The organism is Streptomyces capoamus, from assembly GCF_014654935.1.
GTDB classification, from domain to species: Bacteria; Actinomycetota; Actinomycetes; order Streptomycetales; family Streptomycetaceae; genus Streptomyces; species Streptomyces capoamus.
Map to the genome: position 1 here is coordinate 13,258 of NZ_BNBF01000013.1, position 20,334 is coordinate 33,591.

Annotated in this window: 18 protein-coding genes; 14 read left to right on the plus strand and 4 right to left on the minus strand. The window is 73.2% G+C overall.

What is annotated here, in order from left to right; all coding sequences use genetic code 11:
* From IE312_RS41080 to IE312_RS20835, 7 genes are all read left to right on the plus strand, one after another.
* A partial coding sequence (locus IE312_RS41080; RefSeq protein ID WP_268254327.1) for a DNA translocase FtsK occupies positions 1–652 on the plus strand: 652 nt, incomplete at its 5' end.
* A 295-nt stretch (positions 653–947) separates the two neighbouring features.
* Complete coding sequence (locus tag IE312_RS20810; RefSeq protein WP_189983866.1) at positions 948–1,790, plus strand: helix-turn-helix domain-containing protein; 843 nt, start codon at positions 948–950, stop codon at positions 1,788–1,790.
* Between the two features lie 91 nt (positions 1,791–1,881).
* Complete coding sequence (gene rimO / locus IE312_RS20815) at positions 1,882–3,354, plus strand: 30S ribosomal protein S12 methylthiotransferase RimO (RefSeq protein ID WP_189983867.1); 1,473 nt, start codon at positions 1,882–1,884, stop codon at positions 3,352–3,354.
* Entirely contained in the window at positions 3,351–4,121 is a 771-nt protein-coding gene (pgsA, locus tag IE312_RS20820; RefSeq protein ID WP_189983868.1) for a CDP-diacylglycerol--glycerol-3-phosphate 3-phosphatidyltransferase, read from the plus strand. The genes rimO and pgsA overlap by 4 nt, the downstream gene beginning before the upstream one ends.
* Positions 4,118–4,663, plus strand: a complete 546-nt coding sequence (locus IE312_RS20825; protein WP_189983869.1) for a CinA family protein — start codon at positions 4,118–4,120, stop codon at positions 4,661–4,663. Before pgsA ends, IE312_RS20825 begins: the two co-directional genes overlap by 4 nt.
* A gap of 109 nt (positions 4,664–4,772) precedes the next feature.
* Entirely contained in the window at positions 4,773–5,147 is a 375-nt protein-coding gene (locus IE312_RS20830; protein ID WP_189983870.1) for a helix-turn-helix domain-containing protein, read from the plus strand.
* Between the two features lie 183 nt (positions 5,148–5,330).
* On the plus strand, positions 5,331–5,801 hold the full coding sequence (locus IE312_RS20835) for a Dps family protein (protein ID WP_189983871.1): 471 nt from the start codon (positions 5,331–5,333) through the stop codon (positions 5,799–5,801).
* A 347-nt stretch (positions 5,802–6,148) separates the two neighbouring features.
* Here the strand turns inward: IE312_RS20835 and IE312_RS20840 are convergent, their stop codons facing one another.
* The 3 genes from IE312_RS20840 to IE312_RS20850 all read right to left on the minus strand — a co-directional run bounded on the left by IE312_RS20840 (position 6,149) and on the right by IE312_RS20850 (position 13,125).
* Positions 6,149–6,913, minus strand: a complete 765-nt coding sequence (locus IE312_RS20840) for an SDR family NAD(P)-dependent oxidoreductase (protein ID WP_189983872.1) — start codon at positions 6,911–6,913, stop codon at positions 6,149–6,151.
* Between the two features lie 85 nt (positions 6,914–6,998).
* A complete protein-coding gene (locus IE312_RS20845; protein ID WP_189983873.1) occupies positions 6,999–7,844 on the minus strand; it encodes an Fpg/Nei family DNA glycosylase in 846 nt (281 codons plus the stop codon).
* Between the two features lie 220 nt (positions 7,845–8,064).
* A complete protein-coding gene (locus IE312_RS20850) occupies positions 8,065–13,125 on the minus strand; it encodes an ATP-dependent helicase (RefSeq protein WP_189983874.1) in 5,061 nt (1,686 codons plus the stop codon).
* A 162-nt stretch (positions 13,126–13,287) separates the two neighbouring features.
* Between IE312_RS20850 and IE312_RS20855 the strand changes: the two genes are divergently transcribed.
* Genes IE312_RS20855 through IE312_RS20865 form a run of 3 tightly spaced genes read left to right on the plus strand, consistent with a single transcriptional unit; the run spans position 13,288 to position 15,229 of the window.
* Positions 13,288–14,145, plus strand: a complete 858-nt coding sequence (locus IE312_RS20855) for an AraC family transcriptional regulator (protein WP_189983875.1) — start codon at positions 13,288–13,290, stop codon at positions 14,143–14,145.
* Positions 14,146–14,168: 23 nt separating this feature from the next.
* Positions 14,169–14,924 (plus strand): AzlC family ABC transporter permease, encoded by a 756-nt coding sequence (locus tag IE312_RS20860; RefSeq protein ID WP_189983876.1) that lies wholly within the window; start codon positions 14,169–14,171, stop codon positions 14,922–14,924.
* Positions 14,921–15,229 (plus strand): AzlD domain-containing protein, encoded by a 309-nt coding sequence (locus tag IE312_RS20865; protein ID WP_189983877.1) that lies wholly within the window; start codon positions 14,921–14,923, stop codon positions 15,227–15,229. Before IE312_RS20860 ends, IE312_RS20865 begins: the two co-directional genes overlap by 4 nt.
* Positions 15,230–15,265: 36 nt before the next feature.
* Here IE312_RS20865 and IE312_RS20870 read toward each other — a convergent pair whose 3' ends face one another.
* Entirely contained in the window at positions 15,266–16,210 is a 945-nt protein-coding gene (locus IE312_RS20870; RefSeq protein WP_189983878.1) for a hypothetical protein, read from the minus strand.
* A 79-nt stretch (positions 16,211–16,289) separates the two neighbouring features.
* On the opposite strand from IE312_RS20870, the gene IE312_RS20875 reads away from it, so the two are divergent.
* The 4 genes from IE312_RS20875 (at position 16,290) to recX (ending at position 20,114) form a co-directional block, all read left to right on the plus strand.
* A complete protein-coding gene (locus IE312_RS20875) occupies positions 16,290–16,484 on the plus strand; it encodes a DUF3046 domain-containing protein (protein ID WP_189983879.1) in 195 nt (64 codons plus the stop codon).
* A gap of 114 nt (positions 16,485–16,598) precedes the next feature.
* Positions 16,599–17,870 (plus strand): AI-2E family transporter, encoded by a 1,272-nt coding sequence (locus tag IE312_RS20880; RefSeq protein ID WP_370467581.1) that lies wholly within the window; start codon positions 16,599–16,601, stop codon positions 17,868–17,870.
* 228 nt (positions 17,871–18,098) lie between these two features.
* Positions 18,099–19,226, plus strand: a complete 1,128-nt coding sequence (gene recA, locus IE312_RS20885) for a recombinase RecA (RefSeq protein WP_189983880.1) — start codon at positions 18,099–18,101, stop codon at positions 19,224–19,226.
* Positions 19,227–19,229: 3 nt separating this feature from the next.
* The gene (gene recX, locus IE312_RS20890; protein ID WP_189983881.1) at positions 19,230–20,114 is read left to right on the plus strand and encodes a recombination regulator RecX; all 885 of its coding nucleotides are present in this window, start codon (positions 19,230–19,232) and stop codon (positions 20,112–20,114) included.
* Positions 20,115–20,334: the final 220 nt, after the last annotated feature.

A 20,334-nucleotide genomic window follows, 5' to 3' on the forward strand; every position in this document is an offset into this window, starting at 1 on the left:
GGACCTGATGATGGTGGCCCCGCGGGACGTCGAGGACGCGATCGTGCGCATCACGCAGCTCGCGCGCGCGGCCGGCATCCACCTGGTCCTCGCCACCCAGCGGCCCTCGGTCGACGTGGTCACCGGCCTGATCAAGGCCAACGTGCCCTCCCGGCTGGCCTTCGCCACCTCCTCGCTCGCCGACTCCCGGGTCATCCTCGACCAGCCGGGTGCCGAGAAGCTGATCGGCAAGGGCGACGGCCTGTTCCTGCCGATGGGCGCGAACAAGCCGACCCGTATGCAGGGCGCCTTCGTGACCGAGGAGGAGGTCGCGGTCGTCGTCCGGCACTGCAAGGAGCAGATGGCGCCCGTCTTCCGGGACGACGTCACCGTGGGCAGCAAGCAGAAGAAGGAGATCGACGAGGACATCGGCGACGACCTGGACCTGCTGTGCCAGGCGGCCGAGCTGGTCGTCTCCACCCAGTTCGGGTCGACCTCGATGCTCCAGCGGAAGCTGCGCGTCGGCTTCGCCAAGGCCGGGCGGCTCATGGACCTCATGGAGTCCCGCAACATCGTCGGTCCGAGCGAGGGCTCCAAGGCGCGTGACGTTCTCGTGAAGCCTGACGAGCTGGACGGTGTGCTCGCCGTGATCCGCGGGGAGTCCGACGGGTGAGGGGCGAAGGGTGAGAGGTGAAGGGCCGTTCGGCGGACGTGGGTTACGCCGGCTGGCGGGATCGCCGTGATCCACCTGTTAGATGTCCGTGAGCAACCGTTTCCGTTTGTCGTACGTCCAGTTGAGCGAGAGGACAGGTAGGGCCCGGATCCTGGGGTACCTGCCTGTCGCGTCCCCGGGATGTCGGGCCATTCCGATGGCGTACAAAGTCCTACCGCCCGGTTGCCCCACCCTTTCGTACCCCCCCTAGACTGAGCTTCCAGCACAGGTGGCTACACGCTCGAAAGGCGCCCCCGTGTCCATCGGCAACTCCCCTGAAGACGAGCGTCCGTTCCCAGACGAGTCCCAGGAAGCCCGTCCCACCGTGGGCCGCGCGCTGCAGCAGGCGCGGATCGCGGCCGGGCTCACCGTGGACGACGTCAGCAGTGCCACTCGTGTCCGTATGGCCATCGTGCACGCGATCGAACGGGACGACTTCGCCCCCTGTGGCGGCGCCGTGTACGCCCGTGGGCACATCCGCACGCTGGCCAGGGCCGTCCACCTCGATCCCGAGCCGCTGATCGCCCAGTACGACGCCGAGCACGGCGGCCGGCCCGCGCCCACCCCCGCCGCACCCCTGTTCGAGGCGGAGCGGATCAGGCCCGAGCGGCGCGGCCCGAACTGGACCGCGGCGATGGTCGCCGCGATCGTCGTCGTGATCGGATTCGTCGGGTTCACCGCGTTCAAGGGCGGCGACGGCTCCGGCGACGCCAAGTCGCCCGTCGCCGAGGGCACCAAGCCGGCCACGGTGAAGTCCGCCTCGCCCACGCCGAGGAGGCTCAAGCCCGCCGAGCCGACCGGCGAGCCGTCCGACAGCGCCATCGCCGCCGCGCCCCAGGACAAGGTGACCGTCCAGGTCAGCGCCCCCAACGGACGCAGCTGGATCTCCGCCAAGGACCACAACGGGCGGATGCTCTTCGACGGGCTGCTGAAGAAGGGGCAGTCCAAGACCTTCCAGGACAGCGCCAAGATCAACCTGATCCTGGGCGACGCCGGCGCGATCGAGCTGTACGTCAACGGCAAGAAGATCGAGGACACCTTCCGGCCCGGCGCGGTGGAGCGGCTCACCTACACCAAGGGCGACCCGGTGGCGGGCTGACGGGTCCGGCCCGGCGGGTGTGACGGAGTCGGCCGTGCTCGGCCAACCCCGTCGACGTGGGCTGTCAGCGAGACAAAGTAGTCTTGAGCCCATGCCTGAACGCCGTACCGTCGCACTCGTCACTCTCGGCTGCGCTCGTAACGAGGTGGATTCCGAGGAGCTCGCAGGCCGTTTGGAGGCGGACGGCTGGCAGCTCGTCGACGACGCCGCGGACGCCGACGTCGCCGTGGTCAACACCTGTGGCTTCGTGGAAGCCGCGAAGAAGGACTCCGTCGACGCCCTCCTGGAGGCCAACGACCTCAAGAACCATGGGAGAACCCAGGCCGTCGTGGCGGTCGGCTGCATGGCCGAGCGGTACGGCAAGGAGCTGGCCGAGGCGCTGCCCGAGGCCGACGGCGTGCTCGGCTTCGACGACTACACGGACATCTCCGACCGCCTGCAGACCATCCTGTCCGGCGGCATCCACGCCGCTCACACCCCGCGCGACCGCCGCAAGCTGCTGCCGATCAGCCCGGCCGAGCGCCAGGAGTCGGCCGCCGCGGTGGCCCTGCCCGGCCACGCCCCCGCCGACCTCCCGGAGGGCGTCGCGCCGGCCTCCGGCCCCCGCGCGCCCCTGCGCCGCCGCCTGGACGGCTCCCCGGTCGCCTCGGTCAAGCTGGCCTCCGGCTGCGACCGGCGCTGCTCCTTCTGCGCCATCCCGTCCTTCCGTGGCTCCTTCATCTCCCGCCGCCCCAGCGACGTCCTGAACGAGACCCGCTGGCTGGCCGAGCAGGGCGTCAAGGAGATCATGCTGGTCTCCGAGAACAACACCTCGTACGGCAAGGACCTCGGCGACATCCGCCTGCTGGAGTCCCTGCTGCCGGAGCTGGCCGAGGTCGACGGCATCGAGCGGGTCCGGGTGAGCTACCTGCAGCCGGCCGAGATGCGCCCCGGCCTCATCGACGTCCTGACCTCGACCCCCAAGGTCGCCCCGTACTTCGACCTCTCCTTCCAGCACTCGGCGCCCGGCGTGCTGCGCGCCATGCGCCGCTTCGGTGACACCGACCGCTTCCTGGAGCTGCTCGACACCATCCGCAGCAAGGCCCCCGAGGCCGGCGTGCGCTCCAACTTCATCGTCGGCTTCCCCGGCGAGACCGAGTCCGACCTGGGCGAACTGGAGCGCTTCCTGAACGGCGCCCGGCTGGACGCCATCGGCGTCTTCGGCTACTCCGACGAGGAGGGCACGGAAGCGGCGACCTACGACGACAAGCTGGACGAGGACGTCGTCGCCGAGCGCCTGGCCCACATCTCCCGGCTCGCCGAGGAACTCGTCTCGCAGCGCGCCGAGGAGCGCGTCGGCGAGACCCTGCGGGTCCTGGTGGAGTCGGTCGACGCCGAGGAGGGGGTGCACGGCCGCGCCGCGCACCAGGCGCCGGAGACCGACGGCCAGGTCCTGCTCACGAGCGGCGCGGGTCTGAGGGTCGGACGTATGGTCGAGGCGAAGGTGGTCGGCACGGAAGGCGTCGACCTGGTGGCCGAGCCGCTGACCGGCTCGCTCGCGTGTAGTGAGGAGGCGGGCAGATGACCGGAGTCCCGGCATCCGCCGCGGGCGGCTCCTCCGGCGCGCCGGGTGCCCGGGGTGCCGCCGCCGCTGCGGACGGAACCCGGTCCGAGGTCTCCGGTTCCGCCGCGGGCCCGGCCGCGGCGCCCGACGGCGGCGGCAAGCCCGCGCGCGGCGCGAAGATCGCGGCCGCGGCCGTCAACCAGGCGAGCGTCTGGAACGTCGCCAATCTACTGACCATGCTCCGCCTGCTCCTGGTGCCCGGCTTCGTGGCCCTGATGCTGACCGGCGGCGGCTACGACCCGGCCTGGCGCTCCGTGGCCTGGGCCGCCTTCGCCATCGCCATGATCACCGATCTGTTCGACGGTCATCTGGCGCGCACCTACAACCTCGTCACCGACTTCGGGAAGATCGCCGACCCCATCGCCGACAAGGCCATCATGGGTGCGGCGCTCATCTGCCTGTCCGCCCTCGGCGATCTGCCCTGGTGGGTGACGGCCGTGATCCTCGGCCGGGAACTCGGCATCACGCTGCTGCGTTTTCTGGTCATTCGCTACGGCGTGATCCCCGCCAGCCGGGGCGGCAAGCTGAAGACGCTCACCCAGGGCGTGGCCGTCGGGATGTACGTCCTGGCGCTGACGGGGTGGCTGGCCAGCCTGAGGTTCTGGGTGATGGCCGTGGCGGTCGTTCTCACGGTCGTGACCGGCCTCGACTACGTAAGACAAGCCATTGTGCTGCGCCGGCGGGGAATCGCCGAGCGCGCAGCGGCGTCGGAGGAGAAGGAAGCGTGAGTTCCGCGGCCACCGAACTGGTGCGACTACTGACCGTGAGGGGCCAGACCCTTGCCGTCGCCGAGTCGCTGACCGGTGGCCTGGTAGCGGCGGAGATCACCGCGGTGCCCGGTGCCTCCCGGGTGTTCCGCGGCTCGATCACCGCCTACGCCACCGATCTGAAGCACGCGTTGCTGGGGGTCGACGCCGCCCTACTGGCCCAGCGCGGAGCGGTGGATCCGCAGGTCGCGGGCCAGATGGCGGCCGGCGTCCGCAAGGCCCTGCGGGCCGACTGGGGCATGGCGACCACCGGTGTCGCCGGCCCCGATCCGCAGGACGGACAGCCCGTCGGGACGGTCTTCGTGGCCGTCGACGGACCGCTCACCGACCGGGACGGTTCTGCCGGTGGCGGAAAAGTCGAGGGTCTGCGGTTGAACGGCAGCCGTGCGGAAATTCGTATGGAGAGTGTACGGAGCGTACTCGCAGTGCTCCTGGAGCAGCTTGCGGGCGAACAGACTGGGAATGAGCGGGCACAGGATACGGAACGGAACGGGGGGTTTTGATGTTTGCAGCCCTGAGTGAACACGACATCGCTCCCCGCACGGCCGCGGCGCAAGGCGGTACGGTGGGGCGAGAAGGATGCGGCTACGCGGTCCGAGGAGGGAGCCACCGATGATTCTGCTCCGTCGCCTGCTGGGTGACGTGCTGCGTCGGCAGCGCCAACGCCAGGGCCGTACTCTGCGCGAAGTCTCCTCGTCCGCCCGAGTCTCACTCGGCTATCTCTCCGAGGTGGAGCGGGGGCAGAAGGAGGCTTCCTCCGAGCTGCTCGCCGCCATCTGCGACGCGCTGGACGTACGGATGTCGGAACTCATGCGGGAAGTGAGCGACGAGCTGGCGCTCGCCGAACTGGCCCAGTCCGCCCGGGCCACCGAGCCCGTGCCCGCGCCGGTTCGTCCGATGCTGGGTTCGGTGTCGGTGACCGGTGTGCCACCGGAACGGGTGACCATCAAGGCGCCCGCGGAGGCGGTGGACGTCGTCGCCGCCTGAGGTGCGTGCGCGCGGCCCAGCGATACGAGACGTGGAAAGCCCCGGCCGGCTGTCCCAGGAAGACCTGGGGAGCCGTCCGGGGCTTTCGTCGCTCCTCACCCGTCCGGCGTGCGTTTGCCGAGGTCGTGCGGTGCGGTCATCGTGGAGGGGACGTGACGGCGCCCCACGCACCGGAGGAAGCGGATGTACGTCGTGAAGAGCCCCTTGGCCGACACGGACCTGAAAACCGTGTCGGAGGCGCTGCAGAGCGCGGTGGTCGACCTCGTGGACCTCGCCCTGGTCGCCAAGCAGATCCACTGGAACATCGTCGGGCCCCGCTTCCGCTCCGTCCACCTGCAGCTGGACGAGGTGGTCGACTCCGCCCGCACGCACATGGACACGGTGGCCGAGCGCGCCTCGGCGCTGGGCATCCCGCCCGACGGACGCGCCGGCACGGTGGCCTCCAGCAGCGGCATCAAGACCACTCCCGCGGGGTGGATCAAGGACACGGACGCGGTCGGGGCGATGGTGGACGCCCTGGGCGCGGTGATCACCCGGATGCGGGACCGGGTGGAGGCCACCGGGGCGCCCGACCCGGTCACCCAGGACATCTTTATCGGGATCACCGCCGACCTGGAGAAACACCACTGGATGTTCCAGGCGGAGAACGCGTAAGCGGCCGGCCCCCTCCATGCCGGACGGACTGTTTCCTCCCGGCGCTGCATCAGTGAGCCCTCGGTGCGCCTTCCCGGCGATCGGGGTGGCGGTCTAGCGTCCGGCTGGAGGTGGTGGCGGCATGGCGGGGCGAATAGTGCGCCGGGTGGTGGCGCTCGGGCTCGGTGCGGTGTGGTGGTGCGCCGTACTGCGGATCGCCGCGGGCCGCGACCCGGGTGTGCTGGAAGGGGCCGTCGTGGCCGGCGGGTGGGGGCTCAGCCTGCTGCCCGTGCACTGTGCGCCCAAGGGACACGCGACCGGGGCCGTACCGGCGGGGCGCTGGGCGGCCGCCTGGCGCGCCGGGGACGTCACCAGGGCATCACCGCACCCCCGTTCGGGCGAAGTATCTGACCCGTCGTGAAGGCCGACGCGTCCGACGCCAGGTACAGCACCGCGTGCGCGACGTCGGCCGGCTCGCCGACCCGGCCCAGCGGGGCCAGCCGGGTCATCGCCGCCTCCGTGTGCGCCTGCGCCTCGCGGTCGTGGCGGTCGGTCATGGGGGTGCGGATCCAGCCCGGCGCGACCGCGTTGACCCGGATGCCGTGCGGACCGACCTCGGTGGCGAGCGTCCTGGTCAGCTGGACGACGGCCGCCTTGGCCGCGCCGTAGCAGAGCAGCCCGGCGCCGCCGGTGTCGACCGCGCCCGAGGCCATGGTGACGATGCTGCCGCGGGTCCCCCGGGCGAGCATCAGACGGGCCGCCTCCTGGCAGGCGTACAGCACTCCCTTGAAGTTGACGTCCAGCACCCGGTCGAGGTCCTCGTCCCGGGTCTCCAGCACCGGGCTGCTGTGCATGATCCCGGCGATCGCCGCCAGCACGTCCAGTCGCTCGCAGGACCTGACCGCCTCACCGAGCCGGGCCCGGTCGGTGACGTCGAGGACGTGGACGCGTGCCGTGCCGCCGCGCTCCTCGATCAGCGCGGCCGTGCCGTGCAGGCCGTCCGGGTCCTGGTCCGCGCAGTGCACCCTCGCACCCGCCTCGGCGAGCAGTACGGCGGAGGCCCGCCCGATCCCGCCGGCGGCTCCGGTGACGAAGGCGGTGCGTCCGCTGAGGTCGTACGCGGTGAGGGCCATGCAGGTGACGGTACGAGCACATCTGACGGGTCGTCAATTGCCGGGCGCCGCTCGCACCGTGGGGCGGTCGGCTCGGCACCGGTGGTCAGCCGGCGCGGCGGGGGTACTTGTCCCGCCAGCGCTGGGGGGAGCCCGGCGCCGGCGCGGGGCCCGTCTGGCAGGTGGGGCACCAGTAGGTCGGTCGTTCCTGGGAGCCGTCGCCTTGGTCGGCCACCCGGACGGGGGTGTGGCAGCGCAGGCACGGGCGGGGTGCGCGCCCGTAGACGAACAGGTCGTACCGGGGCAGACCGGTGGTCTGCCGGACCGGACGGTCACGGTTCGCCTCCAGCAGCCGCTTGGCCAGACCGGGCAGCTTCTCGGCGCGGTCGGCGGGGAGCGCGCCGGCCGGCAGCCAGGGGGTCACGCCGAGCAGGAAGCACAGTTCGCTCTTGTAGACGTTGCCGATGCCCGCCAGATTGCGCTGGTCCAGCAGGGCCTCGCCGAGCTGGCGGCCCGGGTCGGCGAGGACGTTGGCCAGGGCGCGCCCGGGGTCCCAGTCCGGGCCCAGCAGGTCGGGGCCCAGATGGCCGACGATCCGTTCCTCCTCGGTCGTGCGCAGCAGCTCCACGACCGGCAGGCGGTAGCCGACGGCCGTCCGGTCCGAGGTGGCCAGCACCGCCCGGATCTGGTACGCGGGCCCGCCCCGCCAGCGCTCGCCGGCGTCGAAGACCTTCCACGCGCCCTCCATGCGCAGGTGCGTGTGGAGGGTCAGGCCGCCCTCGATCCGCGTCAGCAGGTGTTTGCCGCGCGGGATCGTGCTCAGCACCCTGCGGCCGGCGAGGTCGACCGTCGCGTACTTCGGCACGCGGAAGTCGCTCCGCGTCAGCGGCTTGCCCGCGAGCGCCTCGTGCAGCCGCCGCGCGGCCTGCCAGACCGTGTCACCTTCGGGCATGCGTCAAGGGTGCCACGACGGGGCCGGGGTGGTTGGGGTGCCGGGGGGCGTCCGGGTGGAGTCCGGTGGGGTGGGGAGACGGGTAGGTGGCCGTCTGGGGTGCGGTGGGACGGCTGGTTCGGTGCGGGATGGTGCGCCGGCTCGGGCGGCGGCCGGCGGGCAGGGCGGCGGCCGGCGGGCCGGCGGGCCGGGGCAGGCCGTGCCCGCGGCCCGGTGCCGGTCAGACCCGCAGCCGCAGGCCGCGCGGTGTCGCCACGAATCCCGCGGCCTCCAGCAGGGTGCCCATGGGGGAGGTCAGGGCCTGGGTGCCGTTGATCCGCTCGACCGTGACCGTGCCGAGGGAGCCCGCGCGGGCCGCCGCGGCCAGTGCCTCGGCCGCCGTCCGCAGGCGGGGATCGTCCGGCGCCGCGGTGTCCGGTGTGGCGGGCCACGCCAGCAGGGTCTTGCCGCCGCGTTCCATGTACAGCGTCAGCTCGCCCTCCACCAGGACGACCAGCGAACCGGCCTTGCGCCCCGGCTTGTGACCGGCCCCGGTCGGCGGCTCCGGCCAGGGCAACGCGGAACCGTAGGCGTTCGCGGGGTCGGCCGCGGCGAGAACCACGGCGCGGGGGTCGGGTGCGGGGGCGCCCGTACGGCCGTTGCCGAAGCCGCGGTGCGGGGCCCTTCCGTAGGCGGCCGGGCCGTAGGGGGCCGGGCCGTTGTACGGGGCGGAGCTGCCGCGGGGGCCGCCGTAGCCGGGGGAGGCGAACGGGTCGGCGGGGCCCTGGGGCGGTGCCTGGTCGCCGTCGGGGGCGGGGCGGTCCTGCGGCGGCCAGGTGAAGTCGCCGTCCAGGCCGGGGTGGGCGAAACCGTCGGCGGGCGTGTCGAAGACGCCGGGGGAGGCGTGGCCGTGCGAGGTGGCGTCCGTTCCTCCCGGTGCGCCGTCCGTTTCGTCGAACGGGTTCGCGGCGGCCGGTCCGGCGAAGCCGTCGGCGGCGCCCGGGAAGCCGAAGCCGCCCGGTCCGGCCGGGGCGGGCAGGCCCTCGGCCCGCTCCCGGGCGTTCGCCACCGCGCGCAGGCGGTCGACCGCGCCGTCCATCGCGAACTGGGCCGCGCCCAGGCCCTCGACCACGTAACCCCGCCGGGCCTGACCAGTCTCCTCGAAGGCCGACAGCACCCGGTACACCGCCGAGAAGCCTCCCTCGACGCCCTCGGCGGCGACCGCGCCCCGGGTGACCACGCCGTGCCGGTCCAGCAGGGTGCGGGCCAGGGCGTGCGCGCGCACGGTGGCGTCCGGCTCGGCCGCGGGCAGCAGTGACCAGCGGCCGGCCACGGTCGGCGGGCCGGTGCGGGACGCGGTGCGCGCGGCCGCCGTCAGGGAGCCGTACCGCCCGCGCGGGACGGCACGCTTGGCCCGGTGCGCGGTCGACCCCGCCGTGCGGCCCGAGCCCAGGAGAGCGCGCATCGGAGCCAGCGTGTCGTTGGTGAGCCGGCCCGACCAGGCCAGATCCCACAGCGCGTCGGCAAGCTGGGGATCGGTGGCCTCGGGGTGCGTGGTCGCCCGGACCTGGTCGGCGATCTGCCGGAAGAACAGGCCGTAGCCGCCGGAGAGGGTGTCGAGGACCGACTGGTGGAGCGCGGTCAGCTCCAACGGGTGCGCAGCCGGGAGCAGCAGCGGGGCCGCGTCCGCCAGGTAGAGGCAGACCCAGCCGTCCTTGCCGGGCAGGGCACCCGCGCCGGCCCACACCACCTCACCGGCGGCGGTCAGTTCGTCGAGCATCGAGGGCGTGTAACCGGCCACGCGGGAGGGCAGCACCAGCTTCTCCAGCGCGGAGGCCGGCACGGACGCGCCCTGCAGCTGCTCCACCGCGCGCACCAGCCCGTCGACGCCCCGCAGCCCGTGCCCCCTGCCGATGTGCTGCCACTGCGGCAGGAACTGGGCGAGCGCGGCGGGCGGCACCGGCTCCAGCTCGTGCCGCAGGGCCGCCAGGGAACGGCGGCGCAACCGGCGCAGCACGGCCGCGTCGCACCACTCCTGGCCGATGCCCGCCGGATGGAACTCGCCCTGTACGACCCGGCCGGCGGCGGCCAGCCGCTGCAGGGCGCCCTCGGTGACGGCCACCCCCAGGCCGAACCGGGCGGCTGCGGTGGCCGAGGTGAACGGGCCGTGGGTGCGGGCGTACCGCGCGAGGAGGTCACCCAGCGGATCCTTGACCGGCTCGGTGAACGCCTCCGGCACGCCGACCGGCAACGCCGTGCCGAGCGCGTCCCGCAGCCGGCCCGCGTCCTCCACCGCCGCCCAGTGGTCGATCCCCGCGATCCGCACCTTGATCGCCCGGCGGGCCCCGGCCAGCTCCCGCGCCCACTGGTGGTCGGCGCCCCGTGCCACCAGTTCCGCGTCGGTGAGCGGGCCGAGCAGCCGGAGCACGTCGGCGACGCCCTCCACGTCCTTGATCCGGCGGTCCTCGGTGAGCCACTGCAGCTCGCGCTCCAGCTCGGTGAGCACCTCCGCGTCGAGCAGTTCCCGCAGCTCCGCCTGGCCCAGCAGCTCGGCCAGCAACCGCGAGTCCAGCGACAGCGCGGCGGCGCGCCGCTCGGCCAGCGGGGAGTCGCCCTCGTACAGGAACTGGGCCACGTACCCGAAGAGCAGGGAGCGGGCGAACGGGGACGGCTCCGGGGTGGTCACCTCGACCAGGCGCACCCTGCGGGACTCGATGTCACCCATCAGCTCGACCAGCCCGGGCACGTCGAAGACGTCCTGGAGGCATTCCCGGACCGCTTCCAGGACGATCGGGAACGAGCCGAACTCGCTCGCCACCTGCAGCAGCTGCGCCGCCCGCTGGCGCTGCTGCCACAGCGGGGTGCGCTTGCCGGGGTTGCGGCGCGGCAGCAGCAGCGCGCGGGCGGCGCACTCGCGGAACCGGGAGGCGAACAGGGCCGATCCGCCGACCTGGTCGGTGACGACCTGGTCGACCTCGCCCTTGTCGAAGGCGACGTCGGCCGCGCCGACCGGGGCCTGGTCGCTGTCGACCGCCGTGTCGAGGGGCGTGCCGGTCCTCATCGGATCCTGGTCGAGCAGCTCCATGCCCATCAGGTCGGCGTCGGGCAGGCGCAGCACGATGCCGTCGTCGGCGTGCATCACCTGCGCGTCCATGCCGTACCGCTCGGACAGGCGGGCGCCGAGGGCGAGGGCCCAGGGGGCGTGGACCTGGGCGCCGAAGGGGGAGTGGACGACGACGCGCCAGTCGCCCAGCTCGTCACGGAACCGCTCCACGACGATCGTGCGGTCGTCCGGGACATGACCGCAGGCCTCGCGCTGCTCCTCCAGGTAGGACAGCACGTTGTCCGCCGCCCACGCGTCCAGGCCGGCCGTGAGCAGCCGCAGTCGCGCGTCGTCCCGGGACAGCGAGCCGACCTCGCGCAGGAACGCGCCCACCGCGCGGCCCAGCTCCAGCGGGCGGCCCAGCTGGTCGCCCTTCCAGAAGGGCAGCCGGCCGGGCACGCCCGGCGCGGGCGAGACCAGGACGCGGTCGCGCGTGATGTCCTCGATCCGCCAGGAACTCGTGCCCAGGGTGAACACGTCACCGACCCGGGACTCGTAGACCATCTCCTCGTCCAGCTCGCCGACCCGGCCGCCGCCCTTCTTCGGGTCGGAACCGGCGAGGAAGACACCGAACAGCCCGCGGTCGGGGATCGTGCCGCCGGAGGTGACGGCGAGGCGCTGGGCGCCCGGGCGGCCGGTGATCTCGCCGGTCACGCGGTCCCAGACCACGCGCGGGCGCAGTTCCGCGAACGCGTCCGACGGGTAGCGGCCCGCGAGCATGTCGAGGACCGCCGTGAACGCCGACTCGGGCAGCGAGGCGAACGGGGCCGCGCGGCGGGCCACGGCCAGCAGGTCGTCGAACTGCCAGGACTCCAGCGCCGTCATGGCGACCAGCTGCTGCGCGAGGACGTCCAGCGGGTTCGCGGGCACCCGCAGGGACTCGATCGAACCCGAGCGCATCCGCTCGGTCACCACGGCCGCCTGCACCAGGTCACCGCGGTACTTCGGGAAGACGACACCGGTGGAGACGGCACCGACCTGGTGTCCCGCGCGCCCTACGCGCTGCAGGCCCGAGGCCACCGAGGGCGGGGACTCGACCTGGACGACGAGGTCCACCGCACCCATGTCGATGCCGAGCTCCAGGCTGGAGGTGGCGACCACCGCCGGCAGCCGGCCCGCCTTCAGGTCCTCCTCCACCAGGGCGCGCTGCTCCTTGGAGACCGAGCCGTGGTGCGCGCGGGCGATCACCGGCGGGGCACCCTGGGCGGCGCCCGAACCGCCCATCAGCTGGGCCGGGGAGTGATGCTCGTCCAGGGGCTCGCCCGTCGCCCGCTCGTACGCGATCTCGTTGAGCCGGTTGCACAGCCGCTCCGCCAGCCGGCGGGAGTTGGCGAAGACGATCGTGGACCGGTGGGCCTGGACCAGATCGGCGATCCGCTCCTCCACGTGCGGCCAGATCGACGGCCGCTCGGCGCCCTCGGCGGCGTCGGCGGCCGGGGCGCCGCCCAGCTCGCCCATGTCCTCGACCGGGACGACGACGGAGAGGTCGAACTCCTTGCCGGACTCCGGCTGGACGATCTCCACCTTGCGGCGCGGGGACAAGTACCGTGCCACCTCGTCCACCGGGCGCACCGTCGCCGACAGGCCGATCCGGCGCGCGGGCCTGGGCAGCAGCTCGTCCAGCCGTTCCAGGGAGAGCGCGAGGTGCGCGCCCCGCTTGGTGCCCGCGACCGCGTGGACCTCGTCCAGGATCACCGTCTCCACGCCCGTGAGCGCGTCCCGCGCGGCCGACGTCAGCATCAGGAACAGCGACTCGGGGGTGGTGATCAGGATGTCCGGCGGGCGGGTGGACAGGGCGCGGCGCTCGGCCGCCGGGGTGTCACCGGAGCGGATGCCGACCCTGATCTCGGGCTCGGGCAGGCCCAGGCGCACCGACTCCTGGCGGATGCCGGTCAGCGGACTGCGCAGGTTCCGCTCGACGTCGACGGCCAGGGCCTTCAGCGGGGACACGTAGAGCACCCGGCAGCGCTTCCTGGGATCGGCCGGGGGCGGGGCCGAGGCCAGCTGGTCCAGGGCGGCGAGGAAGGCGGCCAGTGTCTTGCCGGAGCCGGTCGGGGCGACCACCAGCACGTCCGAGCCCGCCCGGAGGGCGTTCCACGCGCCCGCCTGGGCCGCGGTGGGCGCGTGGAACGCCCCCGTGAACCAGCCGCGGGTCGCGGGGGAGAAGCCGTCGAGGGCTCGGTGTGCGGAGCTGACCATGCGTCCATCCTGCACCCGCCCACTGACAATCGCCGTGACCTGCGCGAACGGACCCGGGGGGTGCCTGGGCGGTGAGGCCCGGGGTGGGCCCGCGGTGCCGGCGCGGTACCGGGCGCCGGAGGGCGCTGTCGGGGTGGTCCGGCCGGGGCGGACAATGGGCGCATGGCGGGTTCAGGAGAGCGGGCGCGGCACTGGCGGTACGCGGAGTTGCCCGGCGTCGACCTCCTCCGGGCCCGGTACATCCGCAAGACGTTCATCCGGCACACCCACGAGAACTTCGTGATCGCGGCCATCGCCGACGGCGTCGAGGTGTTCCACCACCGCGGCTCCGACGTCTCCGCCGGTGCCGGGGGGCTCGCTCTGGTCAACCCGGACACCCCGCACACGGGCCGGGCCGGTGTCCCCGAGGGCTGGCGGTACGGCGCGCTGTACCCGCCGCCCGACCTCGTCGCTGCGATCGCCGCCGAGACCACCACCCTCCGCGGCACCCCGGGCTTCGTCAGCCCGACCCTCGACGACCCCTACACCGTCCGCCTGGTGCACCAGGTGCTGCGTGCCGCCGACGAGGGCAACGCGCTGGCCGCCGACACGCTCCTGCGGGTGGCCGTGACCAGGCTGCTGCGGCTGAACGGCGGCCCGCTGCCCCAGCGGCGGACCCGGACGGCCGGCGCGAGCGTCGCGGCACGCGCGCGTGCGGTGCTGGAGGACCGGATGGCCGCCCCGCCGACCCTGCAACAGCTGGCCGCGGACCTCGGCACCAGTCCGTTCGCCCTGCTGCGGGCGTTCCGCGACGCCTACGGCATGCCGCCGCACACCTGGCTGACGGACGCCCGGGTACGGCGCGCGCGGTTGCTGCTGGACGCCGGTACGGCTCCGGCCGAGGTGGCCGCCACCGTCGGCTTCACCGACCAGCCCCACCTCAATCGGCACTTCGCCCGGATCGTCGGCGTGCCCCCGGGCGCCTACCAGCGCGAGCGCACGGGCCAGGACGAGCGCAAGAACGTACAAGACCGGGGCTGAGGACCGGCCGTACCGTCGGGGACGTGGCACAGTACACACCTCTCATCGACCAGACCGCCGACGGGGCGGACAAGCCGGACTCGGCCGTCGTACGGGACGCCCTGGGAGTCGGCGTCGCCGTGGGCCTGTCCGGATTCGCCTTCGGGGTGACCTCGGCCGGCAGCGGACTGGGGGTGCTGCAGACCTGCGCGCTCAGCCTCCTGGTGTTCACCGGCGCCTCCCAGTTCGCGCTGGTCGGGGCGCTCGCCGCCGGGGGCAATCCGTTCACGGCGGCCGCCGGCGCCTTCTTCCTCGGCGTGCGCAACGCCTTCTACGGGCTGCGGTTGTCGCAGCTGCTCGCCCTCCCGCGCGCACTACGGCCGTTCGCCGCCCAGTGGGTGATCGACGAGACCACCGCGGTGACCCTGGCCCAGCCGAACCGGCGGGCCGCGCGTCTCGGCTTCACCGTCACCGGTCTCAGCCTCTACCTGCTGTGGAACCTCACCACGCTGCTCGGCGTGCTGGGCGCCCGGGCGATCGGCGACACGCGCGCGTGGGGCCTGGACGCGGCGGGGCCCGCCGTCTTCCTGGCGCTCCTCGCACCGATGCTGAAGACGGCCACCGAGCGCGCGGTGGCGGCCCTCGCCGTCCTGCTGGGGCTGGGCCTGCTGCCTGTCCTGCCCGCCGGTGTGCCGGTCCTGGCGGCAGCACTGGCGGCCCCGCTCGCCCTCCTCGCGGAGGGCCGGCGCAGGGGGCGTGGGCGAAAGGAACAGACGGGCTCGGAGGAAGAGGAACGGTGAACACCTGGATCGCGATCGGCCTGACCGCCCTCGGCTGCTACGCCGTGAAACTCGCCGGACTGCTGGTACCGGCGCACACGGTGGAGCGGCCGTACGTGCGCCGGCTCGCCGCCCTGCTGCCGGTGGCCCTCCTGGCCGCGTTGACCGCCCAGCAGACGTTCGCCGACGGGCACGCGCTGGTGCTCGACGCGCGGGCCGCGGGGCTCGGCGCGGCGGCCGTGGCCCTGGTGCTGCGCGCGCCCTTCCTGCTGGTCGTGGCGGCGGCCGTGGTGGTGACGGCGGGCGTGCGGGCCGTCGGCGGCTGAGGTCCGCCGACGGAACGGGCCGGTCCCGGGCGCGGGTCAGCCCACGAAGCGGCCGTAGGCCCTCAGGGTGCGCAGGGCCTCGATCGTCACCAGTGGGCCGGCCTCCAGTGCCGGGGCCGGGGCCCACCGGCGCCACCGGACCGGCCAGCCGCCGTCGTCCTGCTGGGCGGCGGCCAGGTGGTCCAGCGAGCGCGTCATCTCGTCGTCCGTGAACCACGCGCGCGCCAGCGAGTCGGGACTGCGGGCGAAGTCGTGCGGGAAGTGGTGCTCGCCCGGGGCGTAGCCGGGGGCGACCGGGAACGCGTCGAGACGGTCCGGGTCCAGCACGGCGAGCCGCTGCTCGCGCACCAGGCGGCCCAGCCGGTCGGCGGCCGCCTCCGCGCGCGGGCGGTCGGGAGCGGAGTCCAGGAAGGCGACGGCGGCCTGCACCTCGTAGGGGTGCGACCTGCGCAGGGACTCCACCGCCTGCCAGCAGAAGTCGGTGGCCCGGAAGAGCCAGGCGTGCCAGACCTGGTTGCGGTGCAGCAGCCCGACCACCGGCCCGGTGGCCAGCAGCTCGCTGGGAGGGTCGTCGACGACCGGGACGAACGGCGCCGTCGGGTACCCGCGCTGGCTGGGGTGGATCGCCGGCAGGGCGCCGTCCGGGGTCGACACGGACGTCAGGTAGCGGCACAACCGCTCCACGCGCTGCCCGCCGCAGCACCCGACGGCGTCGAGTACCCGCAGCGCGTGCGCGGCGTGCAGCGGCTGGCTGACCGGTCCGCGCAGATCGGGTTCCAGAGCGTGCCCGTACCCGCCGTCGTCGTTGCGGTAGGCGTCCAGGGCCGCTTCCACCGCCTCGGGGCTGCCGTGCAGGAAGTGGTACGCGAAGAGACGCTGCTCCAGCACGCGCGCGGTGAGCCACACGAACTGTTCGGCGCGGAAGAGCGGGGAAGGCGCCGGGGGCGTGGTGGGCAGTGGGGGAGCTCCGGTTTCGGCCATGGGTCAGACCGTAGGGCGGAAAGCGGTCTCGGCAGGCGCTCCGGGGCAGGGCCACCCCCAGGGGCGGGATACTGGAGTCATGCGGTTGACGGTCTTCTGGCAGCGGATGGCGGAACACTTCGGTCCGGGGTACGCCGACACCTTCGCGCGCGATCACGTCATGTCGGACCTGGGCGGACGCACGGTGCACGAGGCGCTGGACGCCGGCTGGGAGGCCAAGGACGTGTGGCGCGTGGTCTGCGCGGTCATGAACGTGCCGGGCGAGAAGCGCTGACCCGGCTTCCGGAATGCCGCTCTTGTCGGGGAAGGGCGCGACGGTACGGCACTGATCTGTCACGAAGATCGCCGGCGGGGTCCGGTTGTCGGTGGCGTGGGCGACACTGGGCGCGTGGCACCGACTGACGAGGACCCCCTGGCACCCAGCGCCGCGGCCGGCGAGCCGCCCGCCCGGCAGGCGGCACCGGCCGCAGCGCCCCCGCCCGACCGGCCCCCGGCCTCCGCCGTCGCTCCGGACGGACGGATGCCGCGCTGGCTGCCGCGCGCCATGGTGCTCGCGCTCGCGCTGATCGCCGCGTTCCAGCTGGGCAGCTGGGCCTTCCACCAGCTCACCGGGCTCTTGATCAACATTCTGATCGCGTTCTTCCTGGCCCTGGCGGTCGAGCCGGCGGTGAGCCGGATGTCGGCCCGCGGCATGCGCAGGGGCCTCGCCACCTTCCTGGTCTTCACCGGCCTGACCGTCGCCGCCGCCGGGTTCGTCACCCTGCTCGGGTCGATGCTGGCCGGCCAGATCATCAAGATGGTCGAGGGTTTCCCGGACTACCTCGACTCGCTCATCAACTGGACCAACCACACCTTCCACACCGAGCTGAGGCGCGTCGACATACAGGAGGGCCTGCTCCACTCCGACTGGCTGCGCAAGTACGTGCAGAACAGTGCGACCGGTGTCCTCGACGTGTCCGCCCAGGTGCTCGGCGGTCTCTTCCAGCTGCTCACGGTCGCGCTGTTCTCGTTCTACTTCGCCGCCGACGGTCCCCGGCTGCGCCGCGCCCTGTGCTCCGTGCTGCCGCCCGCACGCCAGGCCGAGGTGCTGCGCGCCTGGGAGATAGCCGTCGACAAGACGGGCGGCTACCTGTACTCGCGCGGCCTCATGGCGCTCATCTCCGGGATCGCGCACTACGTCCTGCTCCAGGCTCTCGGAGTGCCGTACGCGCCGGTGCTCGGCGTCTGGGTGGGCCTGGTCTCGCAGTTCATCCCCACCATCGGCACGTACCTCGCGGGCGCGCTGCCGATGCTGATCGCGTTCACCGTGAACCCCTGGTACGCGGTGTGGGTTCTGGTGTTCGTCGTGGTCTACCAGCAGTTCGAGAACTACGTGCTGCAGCCCAAGCTGACCGCCAGGACGGTCGACATCCACCCGGCGGTCGCCTTCGGTTCGGTCGTCGCGGGCACCGCGCTGCTGGGCGCCGTCGGCGCGCTGATCGCCATTCCGGCGGTGGCCACCCTGCAGGCGTTCCTGGGGGCGTACGTGAAGCGGTACGCCGTCACGGACGATCCCCGGGTGCACGGGCACCGCAGCCGGGGCCCGGGCGGCCCCGGGATGTTCACACGTGTGCGACGCCTCTGGACCGGCCGGCGCCCCGGCGGAGCGCAGCGGCCGTAGGCCCGTGGACGCCCCGGCGGTGTGCCGCGTGGTGCGCTTGACACCAAAATCGAACATCCATTCTTATGGAGGCTCAGGCGAGGCCGACGATTGGGGATCTTGTCCCGTTTCACGGTGATGTGTACCTCGGTTATCCACAGGCTGGGCCTGCGTCGGGGCGCATTGTCAGTGGCAGGCGTTAGCGTCTTTGACGTGAAGCGATCGACTCAAGCAAACCGGGTGGAACCCATGGCAGGAACCGACCGCGAGAAGGCGCTCGACGCCGCGCTCGCGCAGATTGAACGGCAATTCGGCAAGGGCGCGGTCATGCGCATGGGCGAGCGGTCGAGGGAGCCCATCGAGGTCATCCCGACCGGATCGACCGCGCTCGATGTCGCCCTCGGGGTCGGTGGCCTGCCGCGCGGCCGTGTCGTGGAGATCTACGGACCGGAGTCCTCCGGTAAGACCACGCTGACCCTGCACGCCGTGGCCAACGCCCAGAAGGCCGGCGGCCAGGTCGCGTTCGTGGACGCCGAGCACGCCCTCGACCCCGAGTACGCGCGCAAGCTCGGTGTCGACATCGACAACCTGATCCTCTCCCAGCCCGACAACGGCGAGCAGGCCCTGGAGATCGTGGACATGCTGGTCCGCTCCGGTGCCCTCGACCTCATCGTCATCGACTCCGTCGCCGCGCTCGTGCCGCGCGCGGAGATCGAGGGCGAGATGGGCGACAGCCACGTCGGCCTCCAGGCCCGCCTGATGAGCCAGGCGCTGCGGAAGATCACCAGCGCGCTCAACCAGTCCAAGACCACCGCGATCTTCATCAACCAGCTCCGCGAGAAGATCGGCGTGATGTTCGGCTCCCCGGAGACCACGACCGGTGGCCGCGCGCTGAAGTTCTACGCGTCGGTGCGCATCGACATCCGCCGCATCGAGACCCTGAAGGACGGCACGGAGGCGGTCGGCAACCGCACCCGCTGCAAGGTCGTCAAGAACAAGGTGGCTCCGCCCTTCAAGCAGGCCGAGTTCGACATCCTCTACGGCCAGGGCATCAGCCGCGAGGGCGGCCTGATCGACATGGGCGTGGAGCACGGCTTCGTCCGCAAGGCCGGCGCCTGGTACACGTACGAGGGCGACCAGCTCGGCCAGGGCAAGGAGAACGCGCGCAACTTCCTCAAGGACAACCCCGACCTGGCCAACGAGATCGAGAAGAAGATCAAGGAGAAGCTGGGCGTGGGAGTCCGGCCGGTGGAGCCCGCGGCCGAGCCGGGCGCCGACGCGGCGGTCACCACCGCGGCGGCCGACGACGCCAAGACGGTGCCCGCCCCGGCAGCCGCCAAGGCGACCAAGCCCAAGGCCGCCGCTGCCAAGAGCTGACCCGTGACACGACGAACCGACTGGGCCGAGTACGAGTACGCCGACCCCGGTGTCCCACGGCGAAGGGACACCGGGAGCTACCCGGACTCCGCCCCGGACGGGAGCTACGGGCAACACGGCGACGCCGGAGCCGGGAACGACGGGTACGGGAACGACGGGTACGGGAACGACGGGTACGGGGGCGACGGGCCCGGAGGTGACGGCCATCCGGCGGGCGAGCCGTTCGGGGGCGGTTCGCCCGGCGGCCGTGGCTCCGGCGGCCGTGGCTCCGGCGGCGCGCGGGGCGGTGGCCGGGGTCGTGGCCGGCGGCGGCGCGGCTTCGGGGACGCGCCCGGTGAAGACGAAGGCACCCCTTCCTCGGCGAGGGACGAGCAGGGGGAGTCTTCAGGGGACCCGGCTGAGCGGGCCCGGGCGATCTGCCTGCGCCTGCTCACCGGGACCCCGCGCACCCGCAAACAGCTCGCGGACGCCCTGCGCAAGCGGGAGATCCCCGAGGACGTCGCCGACGAGGTGCTGGACCGGTTCGAAGAGGTCGGACTCATCGACGACGGCGCCTTCGCGGACGCCTGGGTGGAGTCCCGGCACCACGGCCGGGGGCTCGCCCGCCGGGCCCTCGCCAGGGAACTGCGCACCAAGGGGGTCGACTCGGCGCTGATCGAGGACGCCGTCGCCCAGCTCGACCCCGACCAGGAGGAGGCGACCGCCCGGGAACTCGTCGCCCGCAAGCTGCGCGCCACCCGCGGTCTCGACCGTGACAAGCGGCTGCGGCGGCTCGCCGGCATGCTCGCCCGCAAGGGCTACTCCGAGGGCATGGCCCTTCGCGTCGTCCGCCAGGCCCTGGAGGAGGAGGGCGAGGACACGGAGTTCCTCGGGGACGGCCACCTCTGACGGGGTACTCCCGTGTGTCCCTCCGGTCCTTGGGCGGGGTGCTTCCGTGTGTCCCTCCGGCCCTCTGACAGGGCTCGCGTGTCCCTCCGGCAGGTCTGTTCGGGGCGGCCGGTCTCGACCGGCGCCCGGGTAGGGCTAACCCCCGTAGCCGACGGGCGGGTTGGCCCCCTGGGGAAGACACCGGACCACCGCAGTGCTCTCCCGCTCCGCACCGGCGAGT

Bases quoted from the DNA above. Each gene is read 5' to 3' on its own strand.
- IE312_RS20850 (WP_189983874.1), bottom strand. From the start codon at position 13,125: ATGGTCAGCTCCGCACACCGAGCCCTCGACGGCTTCTCCCCCGCGACC.
- IE312_RS20855 (WP_189983875.1), top strand. From the start codon at position 13,288: ATGGCGGGTTCAGGAGAGCGGGCGCGGCACTGGCGGTACGCGGAGTTG.
- IE312_RS20835 (WP_189983871.1), top strand. From the start codon at position 5,331: ATGTACGTCGTGAAGAGCCCCTTGGCCGACACGGACCTGAAAACCGTG.
- IE312_RS20840 (WP_189983872.1), bottom strand. From the start codon at position 6,913: ATGGCCCTCACCGCGTACGACCTCAGCGGACGCACCGCCTTCGTCACC.
- rimO (WP_189983867.1), top strand. From the start codon at position 1,882: ATGCCTGAACGCCGTACCGTCGCACTCGTCACTCTCGGCTGCGCTCGT.
- IE312_RS20830 (WP_189983870.1), top strand. From the start codon at position 4,773: ATGATTCTGCTCCGTCGCCTGCTGGGTGACGTGCTGCGTCGGCAGCGC.
- pgsA (WP_189983868.1), top strand. From the start codon at position 3,351: ATGACCGGAGTCCCGGCATCCGCCGCGGGCGGCTCCTCCGGCGCGCCG.
- IE312_RS20875 (WP_189983879.1), top strand. From the start codon at position 16,290: ATGCGGTTGACGGTCTTCTGGCAGCGGATGGCGGAACACTTCGGTCCG.
- IE312_RS20870 (WP_189983878.1), bottom strand. From the start codon at position 16,210: ATGGCCGAAACCGGAGCTCCCCCACTGCCCACCACGCCCCCGGCGCCT.
- IE312_RS20845 (WP_189983873.1), bottom strand. From the start codon at position 7,844: ATGCCCGAAGGTGACACGGTCTGGCAGGCCGCGCGGCGGCTGCACGAG.
- recA (WP_189983880.1), top strand. From the start codon at position 18,099: ATGGCAGGAACCGACCGCGAGAAGGCGCTCGACGCCGCGCTCGCGCAG.